This window comes from Lentisalinibacter orientalis, assembly GCF_040706535.1.
GTDB lineage: Bacteria > Pseudomonadota > Gammaproteobacteria > Steroidobacterales > Woeseiaceae > Lentisalinibacter > Lentisalinibacter orientalis.
In genome coordinates this window covers 749,770-773,128 of the sequence record NZ_JAPDRJ010000001.1, presented here as the reverse complement: position 1 = coordinate 773,128, position 23,359 = coordinate 749,770, and the positions used below count along the sequence as shown (strand labels likewise).

Below are 23,359 nucleotides of genomic sequence, written 5' to 3'. Positions count from 1 at the left end.
CGGCGGGCCGGCGGCGGAACGGCGCCCGGGATCCGCTTGCCCGCCTGACCGGCCCCGTGTATAGGTAGTCCAATGACACATTCTCCCCGGCGCCCGCGGCGCGCCGGCCACAGGAGGGGGATTCCGTGGAGAAATTCTGGCTGAAGGAGTACGCGCCGGGCGTGCCGGCGGAGGTGGACAACGGCGGCTTCCGCTCGCTCCGGGACCTGATCGAGACGAGCTTCAAGGAGTACGGCGGCCGGCCCGCCTACACTTGCATGGACGTCACCCTGAGCTATGCCGACCTGGACCGCCTGTCCCGGCACATGGCGGCCTGGCTGCAGGAGCGGGCGGGCCTGTCGAAGGGCGATCGCATCGCGATCATGCTGCCGAACATCCTGCAGTACCCCGTGGTGCTCTGCGCGGCGCTCAGGGCCGGGCTGGTGATCGTCAACGTGAACCCGCTCTACACGCCGCGGGAACTCGAGCACCAGCTCAGGGACTCCGGCGCACGGGCGATAGTGATCCTCGAGAATTTCGCCACGACCCTCGAGAAGGTGATCGGCGAGACCCCCGTCGAGACGGTGATCACGACGGCGGTGGGCGACCTGTTCGGCACGCCGAAACGCCAGATCGTCAATTTCGTGGTGAAGCGCATCAGGAAGCAGGTGCCGGCCTACAATCTGCCCGGCGCCGTGTCTTTCCGCGACGCTCTCTACGACGGTGGCAGCCTGGTGTTCCAGCCGCCGGACATCGACCTCGGCGATCTCGCCTTCCTGCAGTACACCGGCGGCACCACGGGCGTGGCCAAGGGCGCGATGCTGAGCCACCGCAACCTGGTCTACAACGTGGAGCAGTCCACCGCCTGGCTGGGCGCGAAACTGGACCCGGACCAGGACGTGGTCGCCATCACGGCGCTGCCGCTCTATCACATCTTCTCGCTGGAGGGTAACTGCCTCGGCATCATGAAGCTGGGCGGCCGCAACATCCTGATCCCGAACCCGCGGGACTTCGAGGGCTTCGTGAAGGAGCTGGCCAAGTACCCGTTCACCTACTTCACCGGCGTGAACACGCTGTTCAGCGCCCTGCTGAACACCCCGGGCTTCGCCGAGCTGGACTTCAGCAGCCTGCAGATCACGGTGGGCGGCGGCATGGCCGTGCAGGAACCGGTGGCGCGGCGCTGGAAGGAGGTGACCGGCAACACGCTGATCCAGGCCTACGGCCTCACCGAGACGTCCCCGGCCGCGGTCATCAACCCCATCACCGACGACGCCGCTTTCAACGGCTCCATCGGCCTGCCCATCTCCTCCACGGAGGTCAGCATCCGCGACGACAAGGGCGAGGCGGTGCCCACCGGCGAGATCGGCGAGATCTGCATACGCGGGCCCCAGGTGATGGAGGGCTACTGGAACCATCCGGAGGAGACCGAGAAGGTGATGCTCGAGGGCGGCTGGTTCCGGACCGGCGACATGGGCCGCATGGACGACCGCGGCTACGTCTACATCGAGGACCGCAAGAAGGACATGATCCTGGTCTCCGGCTTCAACGTGTACCCGAACGAGATCGAGGAGGTGATCGCCGACATGGACGGCGTGCTCGAGGTGGCGGCCGTCGGCCAGCCCGACGAGCGTGCGGGCGAGGTGGTGAAGGTATTCGTGGTGCGCAAGGACCCGTCGCTGACCGAGAAGGCCGTCATCGCTCACTGCCGGGAGAACCTCACCGGCTACAAGGTGCCGAAGGTGGTCGAGTTCCGCGACGAGCTGCCCAAGACCAACGTGGGCAAGATACTCCGGCGCGCGCTCCGCGACGAAGAGCACGAGGCCTAGCAACGGGCACCGCCGTCGGCGCGGGTTTCAGCTGACGAACTGCCAGAGCGTGTAGAGGGTCAGCCCGACGAGTCCGCCCACCAGCGTGCCGTTGATGCGGATGAACTGCAGGTCGCGCCCCACGTGCAGCTCGATGCGGCGCGCGGTCGCCTCGGCGTCCCAGCCGGAGATGGTCTCGCTGATGATCGAGGAGATGTTGGTCCGGTAACGGGTGACCATGTAGAGCAGGGTGTCCCGGAACCAGCTGTCCAGCTCCAGGCGCAGGCCCGGGTTGGCGGCCAGCGTGTCGCCCGCGCCGGCCAGCGATTCGGCGATGCGGAGGCGCATGCCCGACTCCGGGTCGGCCGCCTCTTCCTCCAGGAACCGGTTCACGTCGGCCACCACGCCGGAGAGGTAGCGCTTCAGCGACGGGTGTTTCAGCAGCCGGTGCTTGATCTCCTCGCCGCGCTCGATCAGCGCCTCGTCGCTCTTCAGCGAGGCCACCAGCTCCTCCAGCGTGCGGCGCAGGCGCTGGCGCGCCTCGGTATCGGTGTCGCTGGCGGTGATGCCGGTGAGCACTTCCTCGATCTCGGCGACCATGCGGCGGTAGATCTGCTCGTCGACGAAATTGGGCAGCCACCAGGGCGTGCGCTCGCCGATGTGCTGGCGCAGCTGGAGCCGGTTCTCGTCGAGCTGCGTGCGGGCGAGGCCGACCAGGCCGTTTATCACCGTCTGATCCGGGTCCTGCAGGAGTAGCAGGTCCAGCAGCTGGCCCACCGTCGGCGTCAGCGGGGTCTCGCTGAGCGCGCGCTGGAGGTTCGACTTCACCAGGTCGCGCAGCAGCCGGTTGTCGGTGCTGGCGAGCACCCGGCCGAGTATCACCGACAGGTCCTGGGTGAGCCGGTCCGCGTTGCCGGGTGTGGCGAGCCAGCGGCCCATGCCCTGGGCGAAGTCCGCCTTCTCGAGCCGCGGCGCCAGCGCCTCGGCGGTCAGGAAATGGGTCTCCACGAAGCCGGCCAGGCTCTGGCCGATGTCGTCCTTGCGCCGGGAGATGATCGCGGTGTGGGGAATCGGCAGGCCGAGCGGGTGGCGGAACAGCGCCGTGACCGCGAACCAGTCGGCCAGCGCGCCGACGGTGGCCGCCTCGGCGAAGGCGCGCACGTAGCCCAGCCACGGGTAGTGCTCCTCGCCGAAACCGGTGACGACATACAGGATGACCATGGCCACCAGCAGGCCGGCGGCCACCCGCTTCATGCGGCGCAGGCGCTCAGCGCGCAGCGCGTCGAGACCGTCTGACAGCGTCGCTTCCATGGCTTTTCCGCGCCCGGGTGCGGATCCGCGGTATCCCTTCCGCGGCGGCGCTCCCGTCAGGACTCCGCGTTCAGTGGAGCTGGTTCAGTGACAAGGGTTCGATGGACCGGTCAATGGGACTGGTCAATGGTACTGCGGGCTCAGCCTGTGTACGGCCTCCAGCATGGCGCTGACGTGCTCCGGATCGATGTCCGGATGAATGCCGTGGCCCAGGTTGAACACGTGGCCGGGACCTTTCCCGTAGCTGGCCAGGACGCCGGCCACCGCCTCGGCGATCGCCTCCGGCCCCGCGTAGAGTATGGACGGATCCAGGTTGCCCTGCAGCGCCACCTTGTCGCCGGTATAGCGGCGCGCGTCGGCGAGGTCGGTGGTCCAGTCCACGCCGAGGGCGTCGCAGCCCGTCTCCGCCATGTCGGCGAGCAGCGGGCCGGCATTCTTCGTGAACAGCACCACGGGGACGCGGCGGCCGTCCTGCTCGCGCTCGAGTCCGTCCATCACCCGCTGCATGGCCGCCAGCGAGAAGCGCCGGTAGGTATCCGGCGTCAGCACCCCGCCCCAGGTATCGAAGATCATCACCGCCTGGGCACCGGCCCGGATCTGGGCGTTCAGGTATTCGCGGGTGGTGTCGGCGAGTTTGTTCAGCAGTAGCTCCATCAGATCGGGGCGGTCGTATAGCAGCCCCTTGATGCGGCCGAAGTTTTTGCTGCTGCCGCCCTCGACCATGTAGGTGGCCACGGTCCAGGGGCTGCCGGAGAAACCGATCAGCGGCACCCGGCCCGCCAGCTCGCGGCGGATCACCCGGACGGCGTCGATGACGTAGCCGAGTTTCTCCGCCACGTCCGGCACCGCCAGCTGCTCGATCTCGGCGGGCGTGCGCACCGGGCGCTCGAACTTGGGCCCCTCACCGGTCTCGAAGTACAGCCCGCAGCCCATCGCATCCGGCACCGTCAGGATGTCGGAGAACAGGATGGCGGCGTCCAGCGGGTAGCGCTCCAGCGGCTGCAGGGTCACCTCGCAGGCGAAGTCGGGGTTGCCGCACAGAGCCATGAAGTTACCGGCCTGCGCCCGGGTGGCCCGGTATTCGGGCAGGTAACGGCCCGCCTGGCGCATCATCCACACCGGCGTGCGCGGCACGGGCTCGCGCAGCAGGGCGCGTAACAACAGATCGTTCTCGAGTTCGCTCATCAATCTACTCCGCCGGGAACAGGCCGGCGATGGTGGTCTGTATGGCTTCCGCGGCGGCCCGCGGCGAATCGGCGTCCCGGATGGGGCGGCCGACGACGATGTGATCCGCGCCGTTGGCAAAGGCCTCCTCGACGCTGACCACCCGCTTCTGGTCGTCCGCGGGGCGGTTGTCGACCGGGCGGATGCCCGGCGTCACCACCAGCAGGCGGTTGTCGACGTGCTCGCGCAGGCGCGGCACCTCCAGTCCGGAGGAGATCACCCCGTCGCAGCCGGCCTCGAAGGCGCGCCGGGCCCGGGACAGCACCAGCTCCTCCACGTCGCAGTCGAAACCGAGATCGTCCAGGTCGCCCCGGTCGAGGCTGGTCAGCACGGTCACGGCCAGCACCTTCAGGTCGCCCTTGTTCTCGGCGGCCGCCTCCATGATGGACTGGTTGCCGTGTACCGTGGCGAAGGTGGCGCCGCGGGCCGCCAGGTTGCGCACCGCCGCCCCGACTGTCGCCGGCACGTCGAACAGCTTCACGTCCAGGAAGACCTTCTTGTCCCGTTCGATCAGCCAGTCGGCGAGCTCGAAATAGCCGCCGCTCATGGCCAGTTCCAGACCGATCTTGTAGAACGAGACGCTGTCCCCGAGCTCCTCGGCGAGCCGCCGGGCCGCGCCGACGTCCGGCACGTCGAGTGCGAATATCAGTCTGTCCCTGGCGGCTATGTCAGCGATGCTCTGCTCGGTCACGGTGTCCCCTCGGCTGCGGGCGTGCATTCTATCACCGCTCCGTGCGGTCGGGGGCTGCGGCTCAGGTGTTGCCGACGGCGGGGTCGGTGAGCCGCTCGTGCTCCGCGATGGCGTAGCGGTCCGTCATGCCGGCGACGTAGTCCGCCACCACCCGTGCGCGGGCGGCGTCCCCGTGGTCCCGGCCGGCGGAGCGGGCCGCGGTGGCGAACTCGGCGGGCATGAGCCGGGGCTCGTCCATGTAGGCGGCGAACAGGGTCTCGACGACCCGCCGTGCCTTCAGCGTCATGCCCAGCACCCGATGATGGCGGTAGAGGTTCGCGTGCAGGAATCGCTTCAGCGAGAGGTGCTGCTCCCGGACCTCGTCGCCGAAGCCCACCAGCGGCCGCTCCTGGTCGCGCACCTCGTCGATGGAGCGGGGGTTCGCGGCACGCAGCCGCCCGGCGGTCTCCCGGATGAGGTCGGTGACCACCCGGTTGATCATGCGCCGGATCACCTCGTGGATCAGGCGCCGGCCTTCCAGACCGGGATAGCGGGCCAGCACTTCGTCGTGCTGCGCGGCGAACAGTGGCTCCGCGCGCAGCATCTCCACGCCCAGCAGGCCGGCGCGCAGCCCGTCGTCCACGTCGTGGTTGTTGTAGGCGATCTCGTCGGCGAGATTCGCGAGCTGAGCTTCCAGTCCCGGCTGGCGGCGCTCCAGGAAGCGCCGCCCGAGCTCGCCGAGCTCCCGGGCGTGGCGGGCGGAGCAGTGCTTCAGTATGCCCTCCCGGGTCTCGTACATGAGGTTCAGGCCGGCGAATTCCGCGTACTTCTCCTCCAGCTCGTCGACCACACGCAGGGACTGCAGGTTGTGCTCGAAGCCGCCGTAGTCCCGCATGCACTCGTTCAGCGCGTCCTGCCCCGCGTGGCCGAAGGGGGTGTGGCCGAGATCGTGGGCCAGGCAGATGGCCTCGGCCAGGGTCTCGTTGAGCCCGAGGGTATGGGCCACGCTGCGGGCGATCTGGGCCACCTCCAGCGAGTGGGTGAGCCGCGTGCGGTACAGGTCCCCCTCGTGGTTCACGAACACCTGGGTCTTGTAGACCAGGCGGCGGAACGCGCTGGCGTGGATGATGCGGTCCCGGTCGCGCTGGTACTCGCCGCGGTAGACCGGCGGCGGCTCGTCGTGGCGGCGGCCCGGGCTCTGCGACTCCCGCGCGGCCCCCGGCAGCAGGCCGTCGTCGGCTCGCTCCAGATTCACGTATTCCATCGTTCCCGACACCCGCTCAGTCCGCCCCGACGTCGGCCGGCGCCAGCGCTTCGGCCAGCGCCTGCGCGGAGAAGTCCGCAGTCACGTAAGCCTCGCCGATGGCGCGCAGCAGGACCAGCCGCAGGCGTCCGGCCTGCACCTTCTTGTCGAGCTGCATCGCCTCGCGCAGCCGCACGGCGCCCACCGGCGGCGGTGCCACAGGCAGCCCGGCGGCCGCGATCAGATTGCGGATGCGGTCGAGCTCGGCCCCGGCCAGGCCGCTGACCCGGGCCGCCATCAGCATGCCCGCCGCCACCGCCTCGCCGTGCAGCCATTCGCCGTAGCCCGTGACCGACTCGATGGCGTGGCCGAAGGTATGCCCGAGGTTCAGGAGCGCCCGCTGGCCCGCCTCGCGCTCGTCGGCCGCCACGATGGCGGCCTTCATCTCGCAGCAGCGGCGCACCGCGTGCTGCAGCGCCGCCGTGTCCCGGCGCCGCAGCGCGGCCATGTTGTCCTCGAGCCAGCCGAAGAAGGCCGCGTCGCCCAGCAGGCCGTATTTGATGATCTCGGCGAGGCCGGCGGCCAGCTCCCGGTCCGGCAGGGTATCCAGGGTGGCGAGGTCGATCAGCACGAAGGTCGGCTGATGGAATGCCCCGATCAGGTTCTTGCCCCGAGGGTGGTTGACGCCGGTCTTGCCGCCCACCGACGAGTCCACCTGGGCCAGCAGCGTGGTGGGCACCTGGATGAAGTCCACGCCCCGCTGGTAGCAGGCCGCGGCGAAGCCGGCCATGTCGCCCACGACGCCGCCGCCCAGCGCCACCACGGTCGTATCCCGGTTGGCGCCTGCACCCACCAGTGTGTCGATGATCGCGGCCACCTGGCCCAGGTCCTTGTGCGCTTCCCCGTCCGGCAGCACGTGCACGGCGGCGAGCCGGTCGCCCAGGGCGCGCCGGGCGGCATCCAGATACAGCGGGCCCACCACGTCGTTTGTCACCACCACCGCATCCGGTCCGCGCAGGCGAACCGCGAGCGCATCGGCATCGTCGAGCAGGCCCTGGCCGACGACGATCGGGTAGCTTCTGGCGCCCAGCTGGACGGTGAGCGTCTCGGGGTCTGTCACGGAAGGCGGCTCCTGATGCCGGGAGAGCGCCTAAGTTGCCGGGCGCCGGCGGTAGAATCAAGCGCCGTCACGGCCGGTCACAGCCGGCTGCGGATATCCTCGACCACGTGGTGCACCCGGCGGCCGTCGGTCTCGATCACCAGGTCGGCAATCTCCCGGTACAGGGGGTCGCGTTCGGCGAACAGCCGGCCGAGGGTCTCTTCCGGATCGCCCGCGGCCAGCATGGGCCGCTCGCGGCCGCGGCGGGTACGCGCGAGCTGCTGCGCCACCGTGGTGTGGAGGTAGACCACCGTGCCCCGCGCGGCCAGATGCCGGCGGTTGTCCGGATCGCCCACCACGCCGCCGCCGGTGGCCAGCACCAGATCCGGCCGGGCCGTGAGTTCGTCGACGACCGCCGCTTCACGTTTGCGGAAGCCCGCCTCGCCTTCCTTCTCGAAGATGAACGGAATGTCGACGCCGGTGCGCCGCTCGATCTCGTCGTCGGTGTCCACGAACTCGAGCTTCAGGGCCCGGGCCAGCGCGCGGCCGACCGCGGACTTCCCCGCGCCCATGGGGCCTACGAGAAATATCCTGGTGCCGTCACTCAAGATTGCCGTCCGGAAAGAAGAAAGCCGGCCCGGAGGCCGGCTTTCCCGCTCACTCGATCAGAGCGTATCGTTGCAGGTATTGGATTCGCCGAACGGGCTCGGATTGCCCGGCGGGTTCGTGTTCTGGTCAGTCACGTCGCTCGCTGCGATCGGCAACCGGAACTTCGAGGTCTCCGTGGTCTCCGTTCCCTGGACCGTCGCCTGGGCGGTGAGGGTCACGTCCACCCAGCGGGCGAACTCCTGGGGATAGATCACGTCGACGATGCCGAAGCCGTTCTGATCCGTGGAGAAGGTGCCGTTGCCGGTACTCTGGGCGGCCACCGTCGCGATGTTGCCGGCCTCCAGGGTGCCGCTGCTGTTGTTGTCCTCACCCGGATCGAGTACGCCGTTGCGGTTGACGTCCTCGTCGGCGCAGGGCCCGGCGGTGATCACCTGGACCCACTGGCTGGCGACGCTGTCGTACACCCAGTAGCCCTTGTAGTACGCGTCCGACTGGATGCGCATCTGCACGGTCACGTCGGCCACGCCCGCGCCCTGGGAGTCGGTGACCTGGACCGCGTATTCCTTGCGGTACTGGGCCTGGTTCGGCTCGTTGATCTCGTTGCCGGTACCCAGCGTGATGAAGACCTCCAGCTGGGCGACGGTGAGATTCACCGAGCCGCTGACCGCCGGCGTGTCCCGCACGGTGGCGGTGATGCTGACGCCGTTGCTGGCACTCGTGCTGGAGCCGGCGGTGTAGGACACCGTGGCCCGGCCCTGGGTGTTGGTGGTGGCCGAGCCGGCGGACAGCGAGCCGCCGGTGACGTCGTCGAGGCTGAAGTCCACGACCTTGTTGGCCACCAGGTTGCCGGCGGCGTCCCGCACGATGGCGGTGATCGCGCTCTGCTCGCTGGGCGCCACGGTGAACGGGCTCGCCTGCACCTCGATGCTGTCGGCGGTGGTCGCGACGAACTGGATCTGCACGGTCGTCTCGGTGCCGTCCGGGTTGGTGGCCGTAATCACCGCAGGACCGGCATTCGATGCCTGCAGGTCCACCGAGGCGTCGCCGTTGGCGTCGGTGGTTGCCGACGGGGCGGACAGCGTGCCGCGGGTGGTGGAGAACGTGACGTTCTCGCCCGCCTGGGCCGCGCCGCCGACGGTCCAGTTGACCGTGACCGTGACCGGCGTATTCAGCGGCACCTGGGTGCCCGAGGCCGGCGCCGTGATGACGAAGGAGTCGTCCGAGACGGTCAGGGTCACCTCGTCGGTGATACCGAGCGCCGTCGCCGACAGCGTATCCGCACCGGCGGTCGAGGCGGTCACCTGTACCTGGGCCTGGCCGAGGTTGTCGGTGACCAGCGAACTGGAGGCCAGTGTGTTGCCGTTCGCGGAGGCCACGTCCACCGTCTGGCCGGGGATGCCGTCGCCGTTGGAATCGGCCAGCACGACGCTGTAGTTCGCGCTGTCGCCCTGGGCCAGGCTGGCCGGCCCCTGCAGCGTGATGGTCGTGCCCACCACGTTGACGTCCACGGCGTTGGTGAGACCGTTCACGTCGGCCGTCACGGTGATGGCCCGGTTGGTGGGGTCGCCCGCGGTGCCCAGCGAGGCCGTCGCCGTGCCGTTCTCCAGCGTGGTGACCTCGTTGACCGTCAGGATGCCCGAGGTGGAGGAGAATACGACCGGCTGGTCGGCCATCACCCGGTTGTCCGCGTCGCGGACCAGCGCGGTGATGGTCACCTCCGAACCGCCCGCCGAGGGCAGCTGGGGGCTGCTGGTCAGCACCGTGACGCTGGCCGGCGTGGGCTGGTCGGGTCCGGCGCCGCCACCCGTGCCGCCGTCGCCGCCGCCGGCGAACGAGTTGTCGGTGCCACCGCTGGAACAGGCGCCGAGCGCGAGCCCCATGAATGCGATAAGCAGTGTCGGCAGAGTCGAGAGTTTTCTCATCGGTTCGATTCCCAAGCTTTAGGGCGGTCGTGCGCCATCAGTAAACGACTGCGTTTTCTTCCAGGATCTTCGGTGTCACGAAGATGAGCAGTTCCGACTTGTTCGCCACGTTCTGGGTGGAGCGGAACAGCGCGCCCACGCCGGGGATATCGCCCAGCAGCGGGACCTTGTTGGCCACTTCTCGTCGCTCTGTCTCGTAGATTCCTCCGAGCACGACGGTCTGGCCGTCGCGCACGAGTACCTGGGTGCGGATCTCGCGGGTGTCGATACTCGGCACGAAGCCGCCGGTGGCGCTCGCCACGAGCTCGCCGACACTGTCCGAGTTCACCTGCAGATCCATGATGATGTTGTCGTCCGGCGTGATCTGCGGGGTCACCGTCAGGCTCAGCACCGCCTTTTTGAACTGGGTGGTGGTCGCGCCGCTGGAGGAGGACTCCTGGAACGGGATCTCCACGCCCTGCTCGATCAGCGCCTCCTTCTGGTTGGCGGTGATCACGCGCGGCGTCGAGACGATCTCGCCCCGGCCCTCCGCCTGCAGGGCGGAGAGTTCGAGGTCGACGATGTAGTCGGAGTCCAGGATGGCCAGCGCGATCTGGCCCGCCGGGTTGTTCACCGGCAGGTTCACGTTATAGCGGTTGTTGACGCTGGGAGCTTCCACCGGGAAGGGCTGGCCCGTATTGGCCAGATTGTCCAGCGCCGAGGCGGTGATCACGTCGGAGCCGGCGCTCGTGCCGGTAACCGAGAACAGGCCGTCGCTCGAGTTCTCCTGCACGGCGGTGAGGCCGAGGCGGACGCCGAGCTCGCGGCTGAAGTCGTCGTTCACGACCACGATGCGAGACTCGATCAGGACCTGGCGCACGGGGATGTCCAGGATCTGCACCAGTCGTCGCACGTCGCGCAACCGCTCAACGGTATCCTGCACCAGCAGCGTGTTGGTGCGCTCGTCGATGGCCACCGAGCCGCGGTCGGAGAGCAGCGAGTTCTCGCCTTCCTTGATCAGCGCGGCGAGATCGCTGGCCTTGGCGTAGTTGACCTGCAGGAATTCGGAGAACAACGGCTCCAGCTCCTGGATGGCCTGTTTGGCCTCGAGGTCGGCCTTCTCCCGCGCGGCGATCTCTTCCGCCGGCGCCACGATGATCACGTTGCCGTTCTGGCGCATGTCCAGACCCTTGGTGGTCAGGACGATGTCGAGCGCCTGATCCCAGGGCACGCTGTTCAGCCGCAGGGTGACGTTGCCCTGGACGGTATCGGAGACCACGATGTTGCGGCCGCTGATCTCGGCCAGCAGCTGCAGCACGGCACGGGTCTCAATGTCCTGGAAATTCAGGGTGACCCGCTCGCCTTCGTAGTCCTTGTCTTCGGCGAACAGGCTGGCAGCCTGCTCCTCTTCCTCGGCCACCGGGTTGATCTCGATGGTGAAGACGTCGTCCGACTGATAGGCGAGCTGCTCGTAATCGCCGTCGGCGGAGATCAGCACGCGGGCGTCGGCGTTGACCCGCACCGCATCGATGGTGGTAACGGGGGTGGCGAAGTCCTGCACGTCCAGACGGCGGATGAGCTCGCCCGGCAGGTCCGTGCCCTTGAACACGGCGACCACGCGACCGCCTTCCTGGCGGATATCCACCGGCGTGGACGGGTCGGTCAGGTCGATGATGATCCGGCCGCCGCCCTCACGGGTGCGGCGGAAGTCGACGTTCTCGATGGCGCGCGGCCCGCTTGCGGCCGCGGAAGAGGCCGACGGCGCGCCGGTGAACGTGGTGGTCTCCGCCACCCTGTCACCGCCCTCGCCGAGGGTCAGGATGACGGTATTACCGGACACACGGGTCTCGTAAGGCACCATGCTGTCCAGGTTCAGCACCACGCGGGTGCGGCCGTTGGCCTCGGCGGTCAGCACGGTATCCAGCATGCGCAGGTCCACGTCGCGACGACGGGAGCTGAGGCCGAGGGCGGTGTCGGGCAGGTCGAGCGCGATGCGCGCCGGGTTGTCGATGGTGAAGGAGAGCGGCTCCGGAGCGGGCCCCGAAAGAATCAGCCGCAGTTCCACCTGCTGCCCGGGCAGCGACTGGACCTGAATGTCCTGCAGGGTGTTCCCGGGCGCGTCCTGTGCGTGGGTGCCCGCGGAGGCGAACAGCAGCACGAGGGCGGCGAGCCAGCCGAGAGGATTCCTGAGGACGTCCAGCCCGAGGCAATCCAGACCCTGATAGTTCGCCGGCAGCGGCTTCGTTGTGCGAGTCATTCCAGTTTCTCCCAGTGCCATCTGCTTGGCCTCAGTCCGAAATACTGATGGCGGCATCTCTCTCCAGATACCCGCCTATGCCGTCGGAGACGATCTCCTTGACCACAATCTCCGACTCGTTGATCTCGATGATGCGGCCGTCGTTCTGGCCCACGTAATTACCCACGGTCACCCGGTTGATGAGCCCGTCGGCCGTCTGCACGAGACCGTAGGTCGTCGCGCCCTGCTGCAGCGTGCCGACCATGTCGAGGGAATCCAGCGGGAACTGCTCCAGGTATTCACGGCTGCGGTTGCTGTCCGGACGGATGCCGCCGCCGCCCGCGGAGCGCGTATCGGCCACGGGCGAATCCGGCACGAAGGGCGAGCGCAGCCCGTCGACGTCGGCCGTGTAGACGTAGCTCTCGTAGGTCTGGATCTCGGGCAGCGGGTCCGGCCGGTCGCCGGGCCTCGCCTTCACCTCGTCGATGTAGGCGTTCAGATCGTTCATGCCGCCGCCGCAGCCGGCCGCGAAAGGCAGCACGAGTGCCGCCAGCACGGCGAAGAGGCCGGCAGGACGCCGCTTGCTGCGATTTACCTGGAAGCGAGGTTGCTGCCTCATCACTCGGTCTCCTCTTCCAGATAGCGATAGGTCTTGGCGGTCACGTCGAGCGAGAGCTGGTCGAACTGCTCGTCGGTGGCCGGCTGGATCTGGATGTCGTGCAGCGTCACGATGCGCGGCAGGGCAGCCACGCTGCTGGCGAAATTGGCGAGCTCGTGATAGCTGCCGGCCAGCTGAATCTTGATGGGCTTCTCGGCATAGAAGTCCTTGCGGATCTCGCCCTGGGGCTCGAACAGCTTCTCCTCCAGCCCTGCCGCCAGACCGGTCTGGGAGATGTCGACGATCAGGTTCGGTATCTCGGTCTCGCCCGGCAGCTGGCGCAGCATGGTGCCGAAGGACTGCTGCATCTGGCTGAGCTGGGCACGGTAGGCGTCGAAGTTGGCCGCCTTGCTCTGCTTGGTCTCGAACGTCTGCCTGAGCTCCTGCTCGCGGGCCTCGGCGCGCTCGAGCAGCGGCACCTTGTTCTTCACCACCGTCATGTAGATGCCGAACGCGGTGACCGCGACGAAGACGATGACGATGGCGCCGACACGGAAGGCCAGCGGCCAGCGGCCGACGTCGTTGGTATCGAGATTGCGCAGTTCCTCGAGGACGTTCATGCGGCCTCCTCCTCATCCTCGTCCAGGACCTTCACCTGCTTCGCCTTCAGCGTGAAGTTGAAGCGCTCGGCCTGACCTGCGTCCACGGTGCGGATCTGCTCGAGGTCCGGGTCGGTGAGCCACTCCGAGGCGTCGATGTTGCGCATGAAGGCGGACACCCGGGTGCTGGACTGGGCCGTGCCGGTGATCTGGATCTCCCGGCCGGTCTGCTTGATCCCGGTGAGATAGACGCCTTCCGGCAGCGTGCGCACGAGTTCGTCGAAGAGATGCACTACCATCGGGCGGCTGGTCTGCAGCTGCTCGATGATCTCCATGCGGGCGAGCAGGCGTTCCTTCTGCCGCTCCAGGCCCTCGATCTCCTTGATGGCCTTGTTCAGCTCGGCGATCTCGGCCTCGAGCCGCTGGTTGCGATCTTCCTGGTAGTCGATGCGGCTCTGGTAGAACATGTTGCCCAGCCAGATCACGAGGCCGGCCAGCAGCACCGACAGCACGATGGCGATGCCGAATTGTTGCTGGCGTTGCTTGCGCTGCTCTTCGCGCCATGGCAGTAGGTTGATACGCGGCATCAGTCGAAGCTCCTCAATGCGAGCCCGCAGGCGATCAGCAGCGCCGTGGAATCCTTGGTGACGCCCTGGGATTTGGCTTTCGATGCGATCTTCATCTGGCCGAGCGGGTCACCGATCTCGGTCGGGATGCCCACCCGGCTCGAGATGACGTCGGCGATACCCGGGATGTTGGCGCAGCCGCCGCAGACCAGGATCATGTCGGGCTGCTCCCGGCCGCCGCCGGAGGCCAGGTAGAACTGCAGCGAGCGACTGACCTGCTGGGTCATGTCGTCGATGAAGGGGTCCAGCACCTCCGGCTGATAGTTGCTGGGCAGACCGCCTTCCTTCTTCGCCCGGCCGGCGTCCTCCATGGACAGGCCGTAGGTACGCATGATCTCTTCGGTGAGCTGCACGCCGCCGAAGGCGAAGTCACGCGTATAGATGACCTTCAGGTCGTCCAGCACGCTGAACGTGGTGGCGCTGGCGCCGATGTCGACCACCGCGACCGACTGGCCGACGCCGCCGTTCGGCATCTGATGGGTGAGGAGCTGGCAGGCGTTCTCCAGGGCGAAGGCCTCGACGTCGACCACCCGGGCGGAGAGGCCGGCGGCGTCGACGGCCGCCTGGCGCTGATCCACGTTGTCGGTCCGCGTGGCCACCAGCAGCACGTCGTTCATGTCCGGGTCGTTCTCGTTCGGCCCGATCACCTCGAAATCGAAGCTGACCTCTTCCATGGGGAAGGGGATGTACTGGTCGGCCTGGATCTCCACCTGCCCCTCGAGATCCTTGTCCGCCAGGGAGGCCGGCATCTGGATCACCTTGGTGATGGCGGCGTCACCGCTGATGGCGATGGCCACGTCCTTCACCTTGGTGGCGGCCCGCTTCACCGCACGCCGGATGGCACCCCCTACGGCCTGGGCGTCGACGATGTTTTTCTCGTTGATGGAATTGGGCGGGGTCGGCTCCGCCGCGTACGATTCGACGCGGTAGCGCTTGCCGCTCTGGGACAGCTCGATGAGCTTGACCGACGATGTCGTTATGTCAAGCCCCAGGAGCGGACGATTTTTCTTGCCGAATTGCACCTGTTTTCCCTTCCAAGTCCGTAGGTTACGCTGGATAAGTGGTGGGGCGCCTGAAGAAATCGGTTTAACTATATATCAACGTAATGTTAAATAAAACGACGCTGATCCCCTGCTGAATGCCCGCGTATAGTAAGGCACGCCCCGCCAGCTATTCTGTGAACTGTGTACCGGTAGTGAGCCAGGCCCGAAAGTGGAGGGTGCGGGGAGTTTTGCTGCAACGAGACGCGGCCGGCCGGGTGCGGCCTGCCGGGTATGGTTGTAGACTGTCGCCGCGAAGCATTGCGGTCTGGCCCCCCGCTGACGGTATGATCCGGTCTTCGCCCTGACCCGGACCGCCCCATGCCCCCTTGTTAACAAGGAACGGTCCGCTTCGGCCGCAGTCACTATGCAGTAAGCCCCTGACGCTGGCAAGGACCGGAAAGCGCTTTGGCAACACGATCTTTCACTCGCATCCTCGCCGCACTGGCGGGTACGGTGGCGATACTCGCCCTGTCGCTGGCGGCGGGCGTCGTCGGCGCGTACCACTACACCCTGGCAAGCCTCCCCGAGGCGGCGACCATCCGGGACATCCCGCTGCAGATACCGCTCAGGGTCTACAGCCGGGACGGCAAACTGATCGCCGAGATCGGCGAGCAGCGCCGCATACCGGTGGAATACGAGGAGATCCCCGGGCACGTGGTGCAGGCGTTCCTGGCCGCCGAGGACGACCGCTTCTTCGAACATCCGGGCATCGACTATCAGGGCGTGCTGCGCGCCGGCATCAATTTCCTCGCCACCGGCTCGCGCAGCCAGGGCGGCAGCACGATCACCCAGCAGCTGGCCCGGGACTACTTCCTCACCCGCGAGCGGCTGTTCACCCGCAAGATCCGCGAGGCGTTCCTGGCCTGGAAGATCGAGAAGGAATTCAGCAAGGAGGAGATCCTTGCCATGTTCCTGAACAAGATGTTCTTCGGCCAGCGGGCGTACGGCGTGGCCGCCGCCTCCCGGGTGTACTTCAACAAGACCCTGGAGGAGATCAACGCCGCGGAAGCCGCGACCCTGGCCGGCCTGCTGCAGGCACCGTCGGCCTATAACCCGGTGCGCAGCCCGGAGAAGGCCACTACGCGGCGCAGTTACGTGCTGCGTCGCATGCGCGAGCTGGACTATCTCACCGAAGCCGAATACGACGCGGCCATGGAATACCCCATGGAGTCCCGCCTGTATGGGCCCGCGGTCGAGCTGACCGCCCCCTATCTGGCGGAGATGGTGCGCCGGGAGATGCTGGAGCGCTACGGCCCCGAGATCTACTCGGGGGGCTACCGGGTGACCACCACCCTCGACTCCTCGCTGCAGACCGCCGCCGTGTACGCGGTGCGCAACGGCCTGCTGGAATACGACCGGCGCCACGGCTACCGGGGTCCGCTGGCGAGGCTCGAGCTGCCCGTGCCCGCCGGCGGCGACGAGGGAACGAACGGCCGAGGCGATGGCCGGGATAATGACAATGGTGGCAATGGCGGCGGCGACAGCTACTCGGACAGCGGCTATCCGGCGCTCCCGGCGGACGTGCTGCAGACTCTCGAAGACTACCCGGAGCCCGGCGGCCTGCGCGTGGGTGTGGTGGTCGGCCTCGGGGAGGACAACAGCGCGGCCGTCGCCCTGCGGCGCGACCGCATCGTGCGGGTGCCCTGGTCGGGCATCAGCTGGGCCAAACGCTACATCGACGACGACCGGGTGGGCTCGCCGCCGGAGTCCGTCGGCGAGGTGTTGGCCGTGGGCGACGTCATCCACGTGATGCCCACGGTCTCGGACCGGTGGGCCCTGGCCCAGGTGCCGGCCCCCCAGGGCGCGCTGGTGTCCGTGGACCCGGACGACGGCGCCGTGGTGAGCCTCGTCGGCGGCTTCGATTATGCGGCCAGCAAGTTCAACCGGGCGGTGCAGATCCGGCGCCAGCCCGGCTCCGCTTTCAAGCCTTTCATCTACTCCGCCGCACTGGAGAACGGCTTCACGGCGGCCACCATCGTCAACGACACGCCGGTGGTGTTCGAGTCGGAGGAACTGGAGGGGCCGTGGAAGCCCATCAACTACACGGGCAAGTTCTACGGGCCGGTGCGGCTGCGCGAGGCGCTGTATCGCTCGCTGAACCTGGCCTCGGTGCGGGTCCTCATCGGCACCGGGCTCGGCGATGCGGTGCCGCACATCCGCAGCTTCGGCTTCGCGGCGGAGGCCGTGCCCTACAACTACTCGCTGGCGCTCGGCAGCGGCGCCGTCTCGCCGCTGGACATGGCGCTGGGCTATGCCGTGTTCGCCAACGGCGGCTACCGGGTGGAGCCCTACTTCATCGACCGCATCGAGGACAGCGAAGGCAATGTGCTGGATCGGGCCGACCCGGCGCTGGTGTGCCCGGAGTGCGAGTACAGCGAGGAGCTGGCGGAGATCGATACCGACCCCTTCGCCGACCCGCTCGCCGGGCGGGACGACGGCCGGACGGACCCCCTCGCCGGCAGCGAGCGACTGGAAGGCCGGACCCTCGACTGGCGGCCCACGGCGAACGAGGATCCCAGACTCTACGCCGGCATGCGCCTCGCCGACCGCGTGCTCACGAAGGAAAACGCCTTCCTGGTGGCCGACATGATGCGCGACGTCATCCGCCGCGGCACCGGGCGGCGGGCCCGCTCGCTCGGCCGGGACGATCTGTACGGCAAGACCGGCACCTCCAACGATCGCCGCGACGCCTGGTTCGGCGGCTTCAATGCGGACCTGGTAGCCGTCACCTGGGTGGGCTTCGACGAGGACAAGCCGCTGGGGGCGGGCGAGGAGGGGTCGCGCACCGCGCTGCCCGTGTGGATCCACTTCATGGAGCGGGCGCTCGACGGCGCGCCGACCGCTCGCGTCGAGGAACCGGAAGGCCTCGTCACGGTGCGCGTCTCGCCGGAGACCGGCCGCCCCGTGAGCTCGGCAGACGGCAACTTCATCTTCGAGAAATTCCGCGTCGGCAACGAGCCGGAAGCTGGTACGATCGGCGGCGCGGACGAGATCTACAACGATACCGGCTCGAGCGGCGACATCGAGGATCCCATCTTCTGACAGCTGCCGGGTGCCGGCCTGACCGCAGGAGAGCGCCATGCCGAAGCATGACGAAGTGTGCCGGACCCGCCAGCTGCTGGCACGCGAAGCGGCCCGCATCATCGCCGATCAGGGCATCGAGAACTACCGCCAGGCCAAGGTGAAGGCCGCCGAGCGGCTCGGCTTCCGCGAGCGGGGCGCGCTGCCGAGCAACAGCGAGATCGAATCGGCGCTGATCGAGCACCACCGGCTGTTCGGCGCCTCGGATCATTCCGAAATGCTGGACCGCCTGCGGCGCATCGCCCTGGAGGTCATGCACCGCTTCGCCGAGTTCCGACCGCGCCTCGTCGGCCCGGTGCTGGCGGGCACGGCGGCTTCCCATTCCGCCATAAACCTGCACCTGTTCGCCGACTCGCCGGAGGAGGTGGCGTGGCAGCTGGACGGCGAGCAGACGGCCTATCAGCTCTACGAGCGGCGGCTGAAGAGCCGGCAGGACCGGCTGGATACCTACCCCGGCTATCGTTTCCGCTGTGCCGAGGCCACGGTGGAGGCGACGGTATTCCCCGAGAAGGGGCTGAGGCAGGCACCGATCAGCCCGGTGGATGGCCGGCCGATGCGCCGGGCCGACAAACGCAAGCTGGAGAAGCTGCTGGCCGAGGCGCCCGCCCCCATAATCTGAGCCACGGTCCGGGCGATCGTCTGACCAAGCGTCTGACCGACCGTCCCGGCCTGCTGCCCGCGCGCCCCGCCGGGGCGCGCCGGATCAGCGCTGGTCCAGGGGTACGTAGTCCCTGACGCCGGGCCCGGTGTAGAGCTGGCGCGGCCGGCTGATGCGCCGTCCGGGCTCGGTGATCATCTCCCGCCAGTGAGCCACCCAGCCGACCGTGCGGCCGATGGCGAACATCACCGTGAACATCGAGGTGGGGATGCCGAGCGCGCGGTAGATGATGCCCGAGTAGAAGTCCACGTTCGGGTACAGGTTCTTCTCCACGAAGTACTCGTCCCTCAGCGCGACCTGCTCCAGCTCCAGCGCCAGCTCGAACAGCGGATTGTCGTCGTTGCCGAGCTTCTTCAGCACCTTGTGGCACATCTCGCGGATGATCTTCGCGCGCGGATCGAAGTTCTTGTACACCCGGTGGCCGAAGCCCATCAGGCGGAAGGGGTCGTCCTTGTCCTTGGCCTTGGCGACGTATTTCGGAATGTTCTTCACGTCGCCGATCTCCTCGAGCATCTCCAGCACGGCCTCGTTGGCGCCGCCGTGGGCCGGGCCCCAGAGCGCGGAGATGCCGGCCGCGATGGCCGAGTAGGGGTTCGCGCCGGAGCTGCCCGCCATGCGCACCGTGGAGGTGGAGCAGTTCTGCTCGTGGTCGGCGTGCAGGATGAACAGGAGGTCCAGGGCCTCCGCGGCGACCGGGTCCACGTGGTAGGGCTCGGCGGGCACCGCGAAGAACATGTTCAGCAGGTTCGAGCAGTAGTCGAGGTCGTTGCGCGGATAGATGAACGGCTGGCCGATGGAGTGCTTGTACGCCGCCGCCGCTATGGTGGGCAGCTTGGCGATGATGCGGTGGGCGAAGATGTCGCGCTGGCGCTCGTCGTGGATGTTCATGGTGTCGTGGTAGAACGCCGACATCGAACCGACGACGGCCGACAGCATGGCCATCGGGTGAGCGTCGTAGCGGAAGCCCATGAAGAACCGGGACACCGACTCGTTCAGCATGGTGTGCCGGCGGATGATCGACTCGAAGTCCTCCAGCTCGTCCTTCGTGGGCAGGTCGCCGTAGAGGAGCAGGTAGCAAACCTCGATGAAGGAGGACCGCTCGGCGAGCTGCTCGACCGGGTAGCCGCGGTAGAGCAACACGCCCTCGGCGCCGTCGATGAACGTGATGGTGCTCTCGCAGCTGGCCGTGGAGACGAAGCCGGGATCGTAGGTGAAGACGCCGCGCTCCCGGTACAGACTGGAGATATCGACCACGTCCGGGCCGAGGGTGCCCTCGAGTACGGGCAGCTCGGTGCCGTCGCCCTCGGGGCTCGTCAGCGTGAAGTGCTTGTTGCTCATCGTTGATTCCTGGCTTATACGGGATCGCGCAAGCGGACGGACGCCGGCACGCGGCGCCCGGCGCGATCCTCATTCGTTATGATCCCGGGTCCTTGCGGTGGGCAGGACCTGCCGCGAGATACTTCTATGGTGCCGCAGACGGAGCCGGGCCGGCAAGCGCCCGGCGCACCCGGGAAGGCGTCCCAGGACCGGACGCCGGGTCCCTCAGGACATGCCGTACTTGCGGCGGAAACGGTCGACGCGGCCGCCCGAATCCATGATCTTCTGCTTGCCCGTGTAGAACGGGTGACAGGCGGAGCAGACTTCAACGTGCAGCTCCTCGCCGGCCGTCGAGCGGGTCACGAACTCGTTCCCGCAGCTGCAGACCACCTTGATCTCGTCGTAGCGGGGATGGATATCGGCTTTCATCGTCATTCTCCGGTCGTCTGCCCGCCGGACGGACAGAGCGAAAAGGGGCGCGGAGCATACAGCGCCGCAGAGCCGCTGGCAAGCCCGCGCCAGGCCTCCGGGAGGGGCCGGCCGTTATCCACAAATCCTGTGGATAACTCTGTGGAAGGATTTTGGCTAAACGCCGCAAGCCCACGATTTTCAAGCCTCCCCGTTAGAATGTCTATTTTCTGTTCACAATAATAAAGATAATAATTTCAATAAAATACGAGACTCTTACAAAGTCGGGTTTCAGCTGATCGCGACTCTACAAGACAAATATAGGGATAGCCCCGACATTGTGCATAACGGTCGCCGGCCGGACCGCCGCGGAGTCACCCGGCGGCTGCCCCGGAAGAGGGCAGAAACAGGGCCTGGAGATCGTTCAGGAAGCGCATGCCGAGGGCGCTCGGGCGCAGACCGCCGACGCCGTCGGCCTCCAGCAGACCCCGGCGGCGCGCGGCCGCCAGTCCGGGCTCCAGGGCCGCCGGGCCCAGACCCGTGCGGGCCGCGAAATCCGACGTCGTGAAGCCCCGGGTGAGGCGCAGCGCATTCAGCGTGTACTCGAAGACGAGATCTTCGGCGGCGACGGCAGCGGCCGCCTCCCCGGTGCGCCCGGCCAGCGCGGCCTCCATCCAGGCCCGGGGGCTCGCCGGCTTCGCGTAGCGTCGCACGGTGCCGTCGGCGTCGGTGATCTTGCCGTGGGCGCCGGCTCCGGCCGCCAGATAGTCGCCGAATTCCCAGTAGTTCAGGTTGTGCCGGCATTCCCGCCCCGGCCGGGCGAACGCCGACACCTCGTAGCGGCGGTAGCCGGCCGCCTCCAGCGCCTCGTGGCAGCGCTTCTGCATCTCCCACGCGGTATCGGCGTCCGGCAGCGGCGGCGGGGAGTGATGGAAGCGGGTGTTCGGCTCCAGGGTCAGCTGGTAATGGGAGATGTGCGCCGGCGCCAGGGCGAGCGCCGCCGAGACGTCCGCCAGCGCGCCCGCCACGCTCTGCCGCGGCAGCGCGAACATGACGTCCAGGTTCAGGTTGTCGATGCCCGCGCGCCGGGCCTCGTCGACCGCGGCGCGGGTCTCGGCCGCAGTATGGATCCGCCCGAGCGCGGCGAGGCAGGCATCGTCGAAGCTCTGCGCCCCCAGCGACACCCGGTTGACGCCGGCGGCACGGTAGGCCGCGAAGCTGCCCCGCTCGACGGTACCGGGGTTGGCCTCCAGCGTGATCTCGGCGTCCGCGGCCAGCGTATAGCGGCCGGCCACGGCGTCGAGCAGCCGGCCGATCTGCCCGCCGCTGAACAGCGACGGCGTACCGCCGCCGATGAAAATCGCCGTGAGCGGCCGGCCGGCCGCGCGGACCGCCTCCACGTCGAGGTCGGCAACGAGCGCGTCGACGTAGCGCTCGAGCGGGGGATCGTCCCCGGCCCGGTGGGAATTGAAGTCGCAGTAGGGGCACTTCCGCACGCACCAGGGCAGGTGCAGATAGAGGGTGAGGGGGATGGCCGCGCCGGCAGTATCCGCCCTGTCCGCCCCGGGGCCGGCGCTCATCCGGCTGCTCCCGCCCCCAGGCGACGGGCCAGCTCCCGCAGCGCCCGGGCCCGGTGGCTCACGCGGTTCTTCTCCGCGGGCGGCAGTTCGGCCGCGCTCCGGCCGAGCTCCGGATCGAAGAAGACCGGGTCGTAGCCGAAGCCGCCCTCGCCCCGGCGCCCGGTCAGGATGCGTCCCCGCCAGACGCCCTCGGCGATCACGGGTGCGGGGTCTTCGGCGTGGCGCAGGAACACCATGACGCAGCGGAAGGCGGCGGTGCGTTCCTCCGTGCCCTCCAGCGCGGCGAGCAGCCGGTCGATGTTCGCGGCGTCGTCGGCGGGCTCGCCGGCATAGCGGGCCGAGCGGATGCCGGGAGCGCCGCCCAGCGCGTCCACCTCCAGGCCGGAATCGTCGGCGATGGCCGGCCTTCCCGCGTGCGCGGCCGCATTGCGGGCCTTCAGGAGCGCGTTCTCCACGAAGGTGAGGCCGGTTTCCTCCACCTCGCCGATGCCGAGCTCGCCCTGCGAGACCACCTCCACGCGGAACTCCTCCAGGATGGCCCGGATCTCGGCGAGCTTGCCCCGGTTGCCCGTGGCCACCACGATGCTCGAGCCCGCCTGCAGCACGGCTCCCTCCTCAGGCGGCGGCCAGCGCCTGATTCTGCGCCGCCACCAGCTGACCGATGCCGGCGCCGGCGAGGTCCAGCAGCCGTTCGAGCTCGTCACGGCGGAAGGCATGGCCCTCGGCGGTGCCCTGTACCTCGATGAAGGCGCCCGCATCGTTCATGACGATGTTCATGTCGGTCTCGGCGTCGGAATCCTCGGCATAGTCCAGGTCGAGCACGGGTTCGCCCCGGTAGATGCCCACCGAGATGGCGGCCACCTGGCCGTGCAGCGGGTTCTTCGCCAGTGCGCCCTTCTTCTTCAGCCGCTCCATGGCCAGCGCCAGGGCCACGTAGCCCCCGGTGATCGAGGCGGTGCGGGTGCCCCCGTCCGCCTGCAGCACGTCGCAGTCCACGGTGACGGTGCGCTCCCCCAGCGCGGAGAGATCCGCCACGGCGCGCAGCGAGCGGCCGATCAGCCGCTGTATCTCCTGGGTGCGCCCGCCCTGCCGGCCGCGGGCGGCCTCCCTGGCCGTGCGCGTGTGCGTGGCGCGGGGCAGCATGCCGTACTCGGCGGTGATCCAGCCCTGCTGGCGACCCCGGAGCCAGGGCGGCACGCGGTCCTCGACGCTGGCAGTGCACAGGACGCGGGTGTGGCCGCACTCGATGAGGACGGCGCCCTCGGCGTGGCGGGTGTAATCGGGGATGAATGCCACTGGACGCAGTTCGTCCGGGCGGCGGCCGCTTGGTCGCATATCGCTCCTGCCCTGTCTTGATCCGGAGAATTCGGTT

General features: G+C 68.2%; 20 protein-coding genes. 3 read left to right on the top strand and 17 right to left on the bottom strand.

Annotated elements, in window-relative coordinates:
- Window positions 1-125: 125 nt before the first annotated feature.
- A complete protein-coding gene (locus tag ACJMK0_RS03455; protein WP_405235528.1) occupies window positions 126-1,805 on the top strand; it encodes an AMP-binding protein in 1,680 nt (559 codons plus the stop codon).
- Window positions 1,806-1,832: 27 nt separating this feature from the next.
- On the opposite strand, the gene ACJMK0_RS03450 is transcribed toward ACJMK0_RS03455, so the two are convergent.
- From ACJMK0_RS03450 to ACJMK0_RS03395, 12 genes are all read right to left on the bottom strand, one after another.
- A complete protein-coding gene (locus ACJMK0_RS03450; protein ID WP_405235526.1) occupies window positions 1,833-3,095 on the bottom strand; it encodes a DUF445 domain-containing protein in 1,263 nt (420 codons plus the stop codon).
- 123 nt (window positions 3,096-3,218) lie between these two features.
- The gene (gene hemE, locus ACJMK0_RS03445; protein ID WP_405235524.1) at window positions 3,219-4,280 is read right to left on the bottom strand and encodes a uroporphyrinogen decarboxylase; all 1,062 of its coding nucleotides are present in this window, start codon (window positions 4,278-4,280) and stop codon (window positions 3,219-3,221) included.
- Between the two features lie 4 nt (window positions 4,281-4,284).
- Window positions 4,285-5,037, bottom strand: coding sequence for an orotidine-5'-phosphate decarboxylase (gene pyrF / locus ACJMK0_RS03440; protein WP_405235522.1), 753 nt, complete (start codon window positions 5,035-5,037; stop codon window positions 4,285-4,287).
- Window positions 5,038-5,071: 34 nt separating this feature from the next.
- Complete coding sequence (locus ACJMK0_RS03435; RefSeq protein ID WP_405235520.1) at window positions 5,072-6,253, bottom strand: deoxyguanosinetriphosphate triphosphohydrolase; 1,182 nt, start codon at window positions 6,251-6,253, stop codon at window positions 5,072-5,074.
- Between the two features lie 16 nt (window positions 6,254-6,269).
- Complete coding sequence (aroB, locus tag ACJMK0_RS03430; protein ID WP_405235518.1) at window positions 6,270-7,352, bottom strand: 3-dehydroquinate synthase; 1,083 nt, start codon at window positions 7,350-7,352, stop codon at window positions 6,270-6,272.
- A 77-nt stretch (window positions 7,353-7,429) separates the two neighbouring features.
- Window positions 7,430-7,939, bottom strand: coding sequence for a shikimate kinase AroK (gene aroK / locus ACJMK0_RS03425; RefSeq protein WP_405235516.1), 510 nt, complete (start codon window positions 7,937-7,939; stop codon window positions 7,430-7,432).
- Between the two features lie 57 nt (window positions 7,940-7,996).
- A complete protein-coding gene (locus tag ACJMK0_RS03420) occupies window positions 7,997-9,862 on the bottom strand; it encodes an Ig-like domain-containing protein (RefSeq protein ID WP_405235514.1) in 1,866 nt (621 codons plus the stop codon).
- A 37-nt stretch (window positions 9,863-9,899) separates the two neighbouring features.
- Complete coding sequence (gene pilQ, locus ACJMK0_RS03415) at window positions 9,900-12,098, bottom strand: type IV pilus secretin PilQ (RefSeq protein WP_405235513.1); 2,199 nt, start codon at window positions 12,096-12,098, stop codon at window positions 9,900-9,902.
- Between the two features lie 31 nt (window positions 12,099-12,129).
- Window positions 12,130-12,696: a pilus assembly protein PilP gene (locus ACJMK0_RS03410; RefSeq protein ID WP_405235511.1), complete on the bottom strand. Its 567-nt coding sequence runs from the start codon at window positions 12,694-12,696 to the stop codon at window positions 12,130-12,132.
- Window positions 12,696-13,295: a type IV pilus inner membrane component PilO gene (gene pilO / locus ACJMK0_RS03405; protein ID WP_405235509.1), complete on the bottom strand. Its 600-nt coding sequence runs from the start codon at window positions 13,293-13,295 to the stop codon at window positions 12,696-12,698. Before pilO ends, ACJMK0_RS03410 begins: the two co-directional genes overlap by 1 nt.
- Complete coding sequence (locus ACJMK0_RS03400) at window positions 13,292-13,861, bottom strand: PilN domain-containing protein (protein ID WP_405235507.1); 570 nt, start codon at window positions 13,859-13,861, stop codon at window positions 13,292-13,294. Before ACJMK0_RS03400 ends, pilO begins: the two co-directional genes overlap by 4 nt.
- Window positions 13,861-14,922, bottom strand: a complete 1,062-nt coding sequence (locus ACJMK0_RS03395; RefSeq protein ID WP_405235505.1) for a pilus assembly protein PilM — start codon at window positions 14,920-14,922, stop codon at window positions 13,861-13,863. Before ACJMK0_RS03395 ends, ACJMK0_RS03400 begins: the two co-directional genes overlap by 1 nt.
- Window positions 14,923-15,348: 426 nt before the next feature.
- Between ACJMK0_RS03395 and ACJMK0_RS03390 the strand changes: the two genes are divergently transcribed.
- Together ACJMK0_RS03390 and ACJMK0_RS03385 are read left to right on the top strand one after the other, a co-directional pair.
- Window positions 15,349-17,985: a penicillin-binding protein 1A gene (locus tag ACJMK0_RS03390; protein WP_405235503.1), complete on the top strand. Its 2,637-nt coding sequence runs from the start codon at window positions 15,349-15,351 to the stop codon at window positions 17,983-17,985.
- Between the two features lie 37 nt (window positions 17,986-18,022).
- Window positions 18,023-18,643 carry a hypothetical protein gene (locus ACJMK0_RS03385; RefSeq protein ID WP_405235501.1) on the top strand — a complete coding sequence of 207 codons (621 nt, stop codon included), beginning with the start codon at window positions 18,023-18,025 and terminating at the stop codon, window positions 18,641-18,643.
- A gap of 84 nt (window positions 18,644-18,727) precedes the next feature.
- Here ACJMK0_RS03385 and ACJMK0_RS03380 read toward each other — a convergent pair whose 3' ends face one another.
- The 5 genes from ACJMK0_RS03380 to rph all read right to left on the bottom strand — a co-directional run bounded on the left by ACJMK0_RS03380 (window position 18,728) and on the right by rph (window position 23,322).
- On the bottom strand, window positions 18,728-20,020 hold the full coding sequence (locus ACJMK0_RS03380) for a citrate synthase (RefSeq protein ID WP_405235499.1): 1,293 nt from the start codon (window positions 20,018-20,020) through the stop codon (window positions 18,728-18,730).
- Window positions 20,021-20,224: 204 nt separating this feature from the next.
- On the bottom strand, window positions 20,225-20,428 hold the full coding sequence (gene rpmE / locus ACJMK0_RS03375) for a 50S ribosomal protein L31 (protein ID WP_405235497.1): 204 nt from the start codon (window positions 20,426-20,428) through the stop codon (window positions 20,225-20,227).
- Window positions 20,429-20,781: 353 nt separating this feature from the next.
- Complete coding sequence (gene hemW / locus ACJMK0_RS03370; RefSeq protein ID WP_405235495.1) at window positions 20,782-21,987, bottom strand: radical SAM family heme chaperone HemW; 1,206 nt, start codon at window positions 21,985-21,987, stop codon at window positions 20,782-20,784.
- Complete coding sequence (gene rdgB / locus ACJMK0_RS03365) at window positions 21,984-22,589, bottom strand: RdgB/HAM1 family non-canonical purine NTP pyrophosphatase (protein WP_405237886.1); 606 nt, start codon at window positions 22,587-22,589, stop codon at window positions 21,984-21,986. The genes hemW and rdgB overlap by 4 nt, the downstream gene beginning before the upstream one ends.
- 13 nt (window positions 22,590-22,602) lie before the next feature.
- Complete coding sequence (gene rph, locus ACJMK0_RS03360; RefSeq protein WP_405235493.1) at window positions 22,603-23,322, bottom strand: ribonuclease PH; 720 nt, start codon at window positions 23,320-23,322, stop codon at window positions 22,603-22,605.
- Window positions 23,323-23,359: the final 37 nt, after the last annotated feature.

What these genes read in the sequence shown, in the direction of transcription:
- ACJMK0_RS03450 (WP_405235526.1), bottom strand. Translation starts at nt 3,095, where the DNA reads ATGGAAGCGACGCTGTCAGACGGTCTCGACGCGCTGCGCGCTGAGCGC.
- hemE (WP_405235524.1), bottom strand. Translation starts at nt 4,280, where the DNA reads ATGAGCGAACTCGAGAACGATCTGTTGTTACGCGCCCTGCTGCGCGAG.
- pyrF (WP_405235522.1), bottom strand. Translation starts at nt 5,037, where the DNA reads ATGCACGCCCGCAGCCGAGGGGACACCGTGACCGAGCAGAGCATCGCT.
- ACJMK0_RS03435 (WP_405235520.1), bottom strand. Translation starts at nt 6,253, where the DNA reads ATGGAATACGTGAATCTGGAGCGAGCCGACGACGGCCTGCTGCCGGGG.
- ACJMK0_RS03420 (WP_405235514.1), bottom strand. Translation starts at nt 9,862, where the DNA reads ATGAGAAAACTCTCGACTCTGCCGACACTGCTTATCGCATTCATGGGG.
- pilQ (WP_405235513.1), bottom strand. Translation starts at nt 12,098, where the DNA reads ATGACTCGCACAACGAAGCCGCTGCCGGCGAACTATCAGGGTCTGGAT.
- ACJMK0_RS03410 (WP_405235511.1), bottom strand. Translation starts at nt 12,696, where the DNA reads ATGAGGCAGCAACCTCGCTTCCAGGTAAATCGCAGCAAGCGGCGTCCT.
- pilO (WP_405235509.1), bottom strand. Translation starts at nt 13,295, where the DNA reads ATGAACGTCCTCGAGGAACTGCGCAATCTCGATACCAACGACGTCGGC.
- ACJMK0_RS03400 (WP_405235507.1), bottom strand. Translation starts at nt 13,861, where the DNA reads ATGCCGCGTATCAACCTACTGCCATGGCGCGAAGAGCAGCGCAAGCAA.
- ACJMK0_RS03385 (WP_405235501.1), top strand. Translation starts at nt 18,023, where the DNA reads ATGCCGAAGCATGACGAAGTGTGCCGGACCCGCCAGCTGCTGGCACGC.
- ACJMK0_RS03380 (WP_405235499.1), bottom strand. Translation starts at nt 20,020, where the DNA reads ATGAGCAACAAGCACTTCACGCTGACGAGCCCCGAGGGCGACGGCACC.
- rpmE (WP_405235497.1), bottom strand. Translation starts at nt 20,428, where the DNA reads ATGAAAGCCGATATCCATCCCCGCTACGACGAGATCAAGGTGGTCTGC.
- hemW (WP_405235495.1), bottom strand. Translation starts at nt 21,987, where the DNA reads ATGAGCGCCGGCCCCGGGGCGGACAGGGCGGATACTGCCGGCGCGGCC.
- rph (WP_405235493.1), bottom strand. Translation starts at nt 23,322, where the DNA reads ATGCGACCAAGCGGCCGCCGCCCGGACGAACTGCGTCCAGTGGCATTC.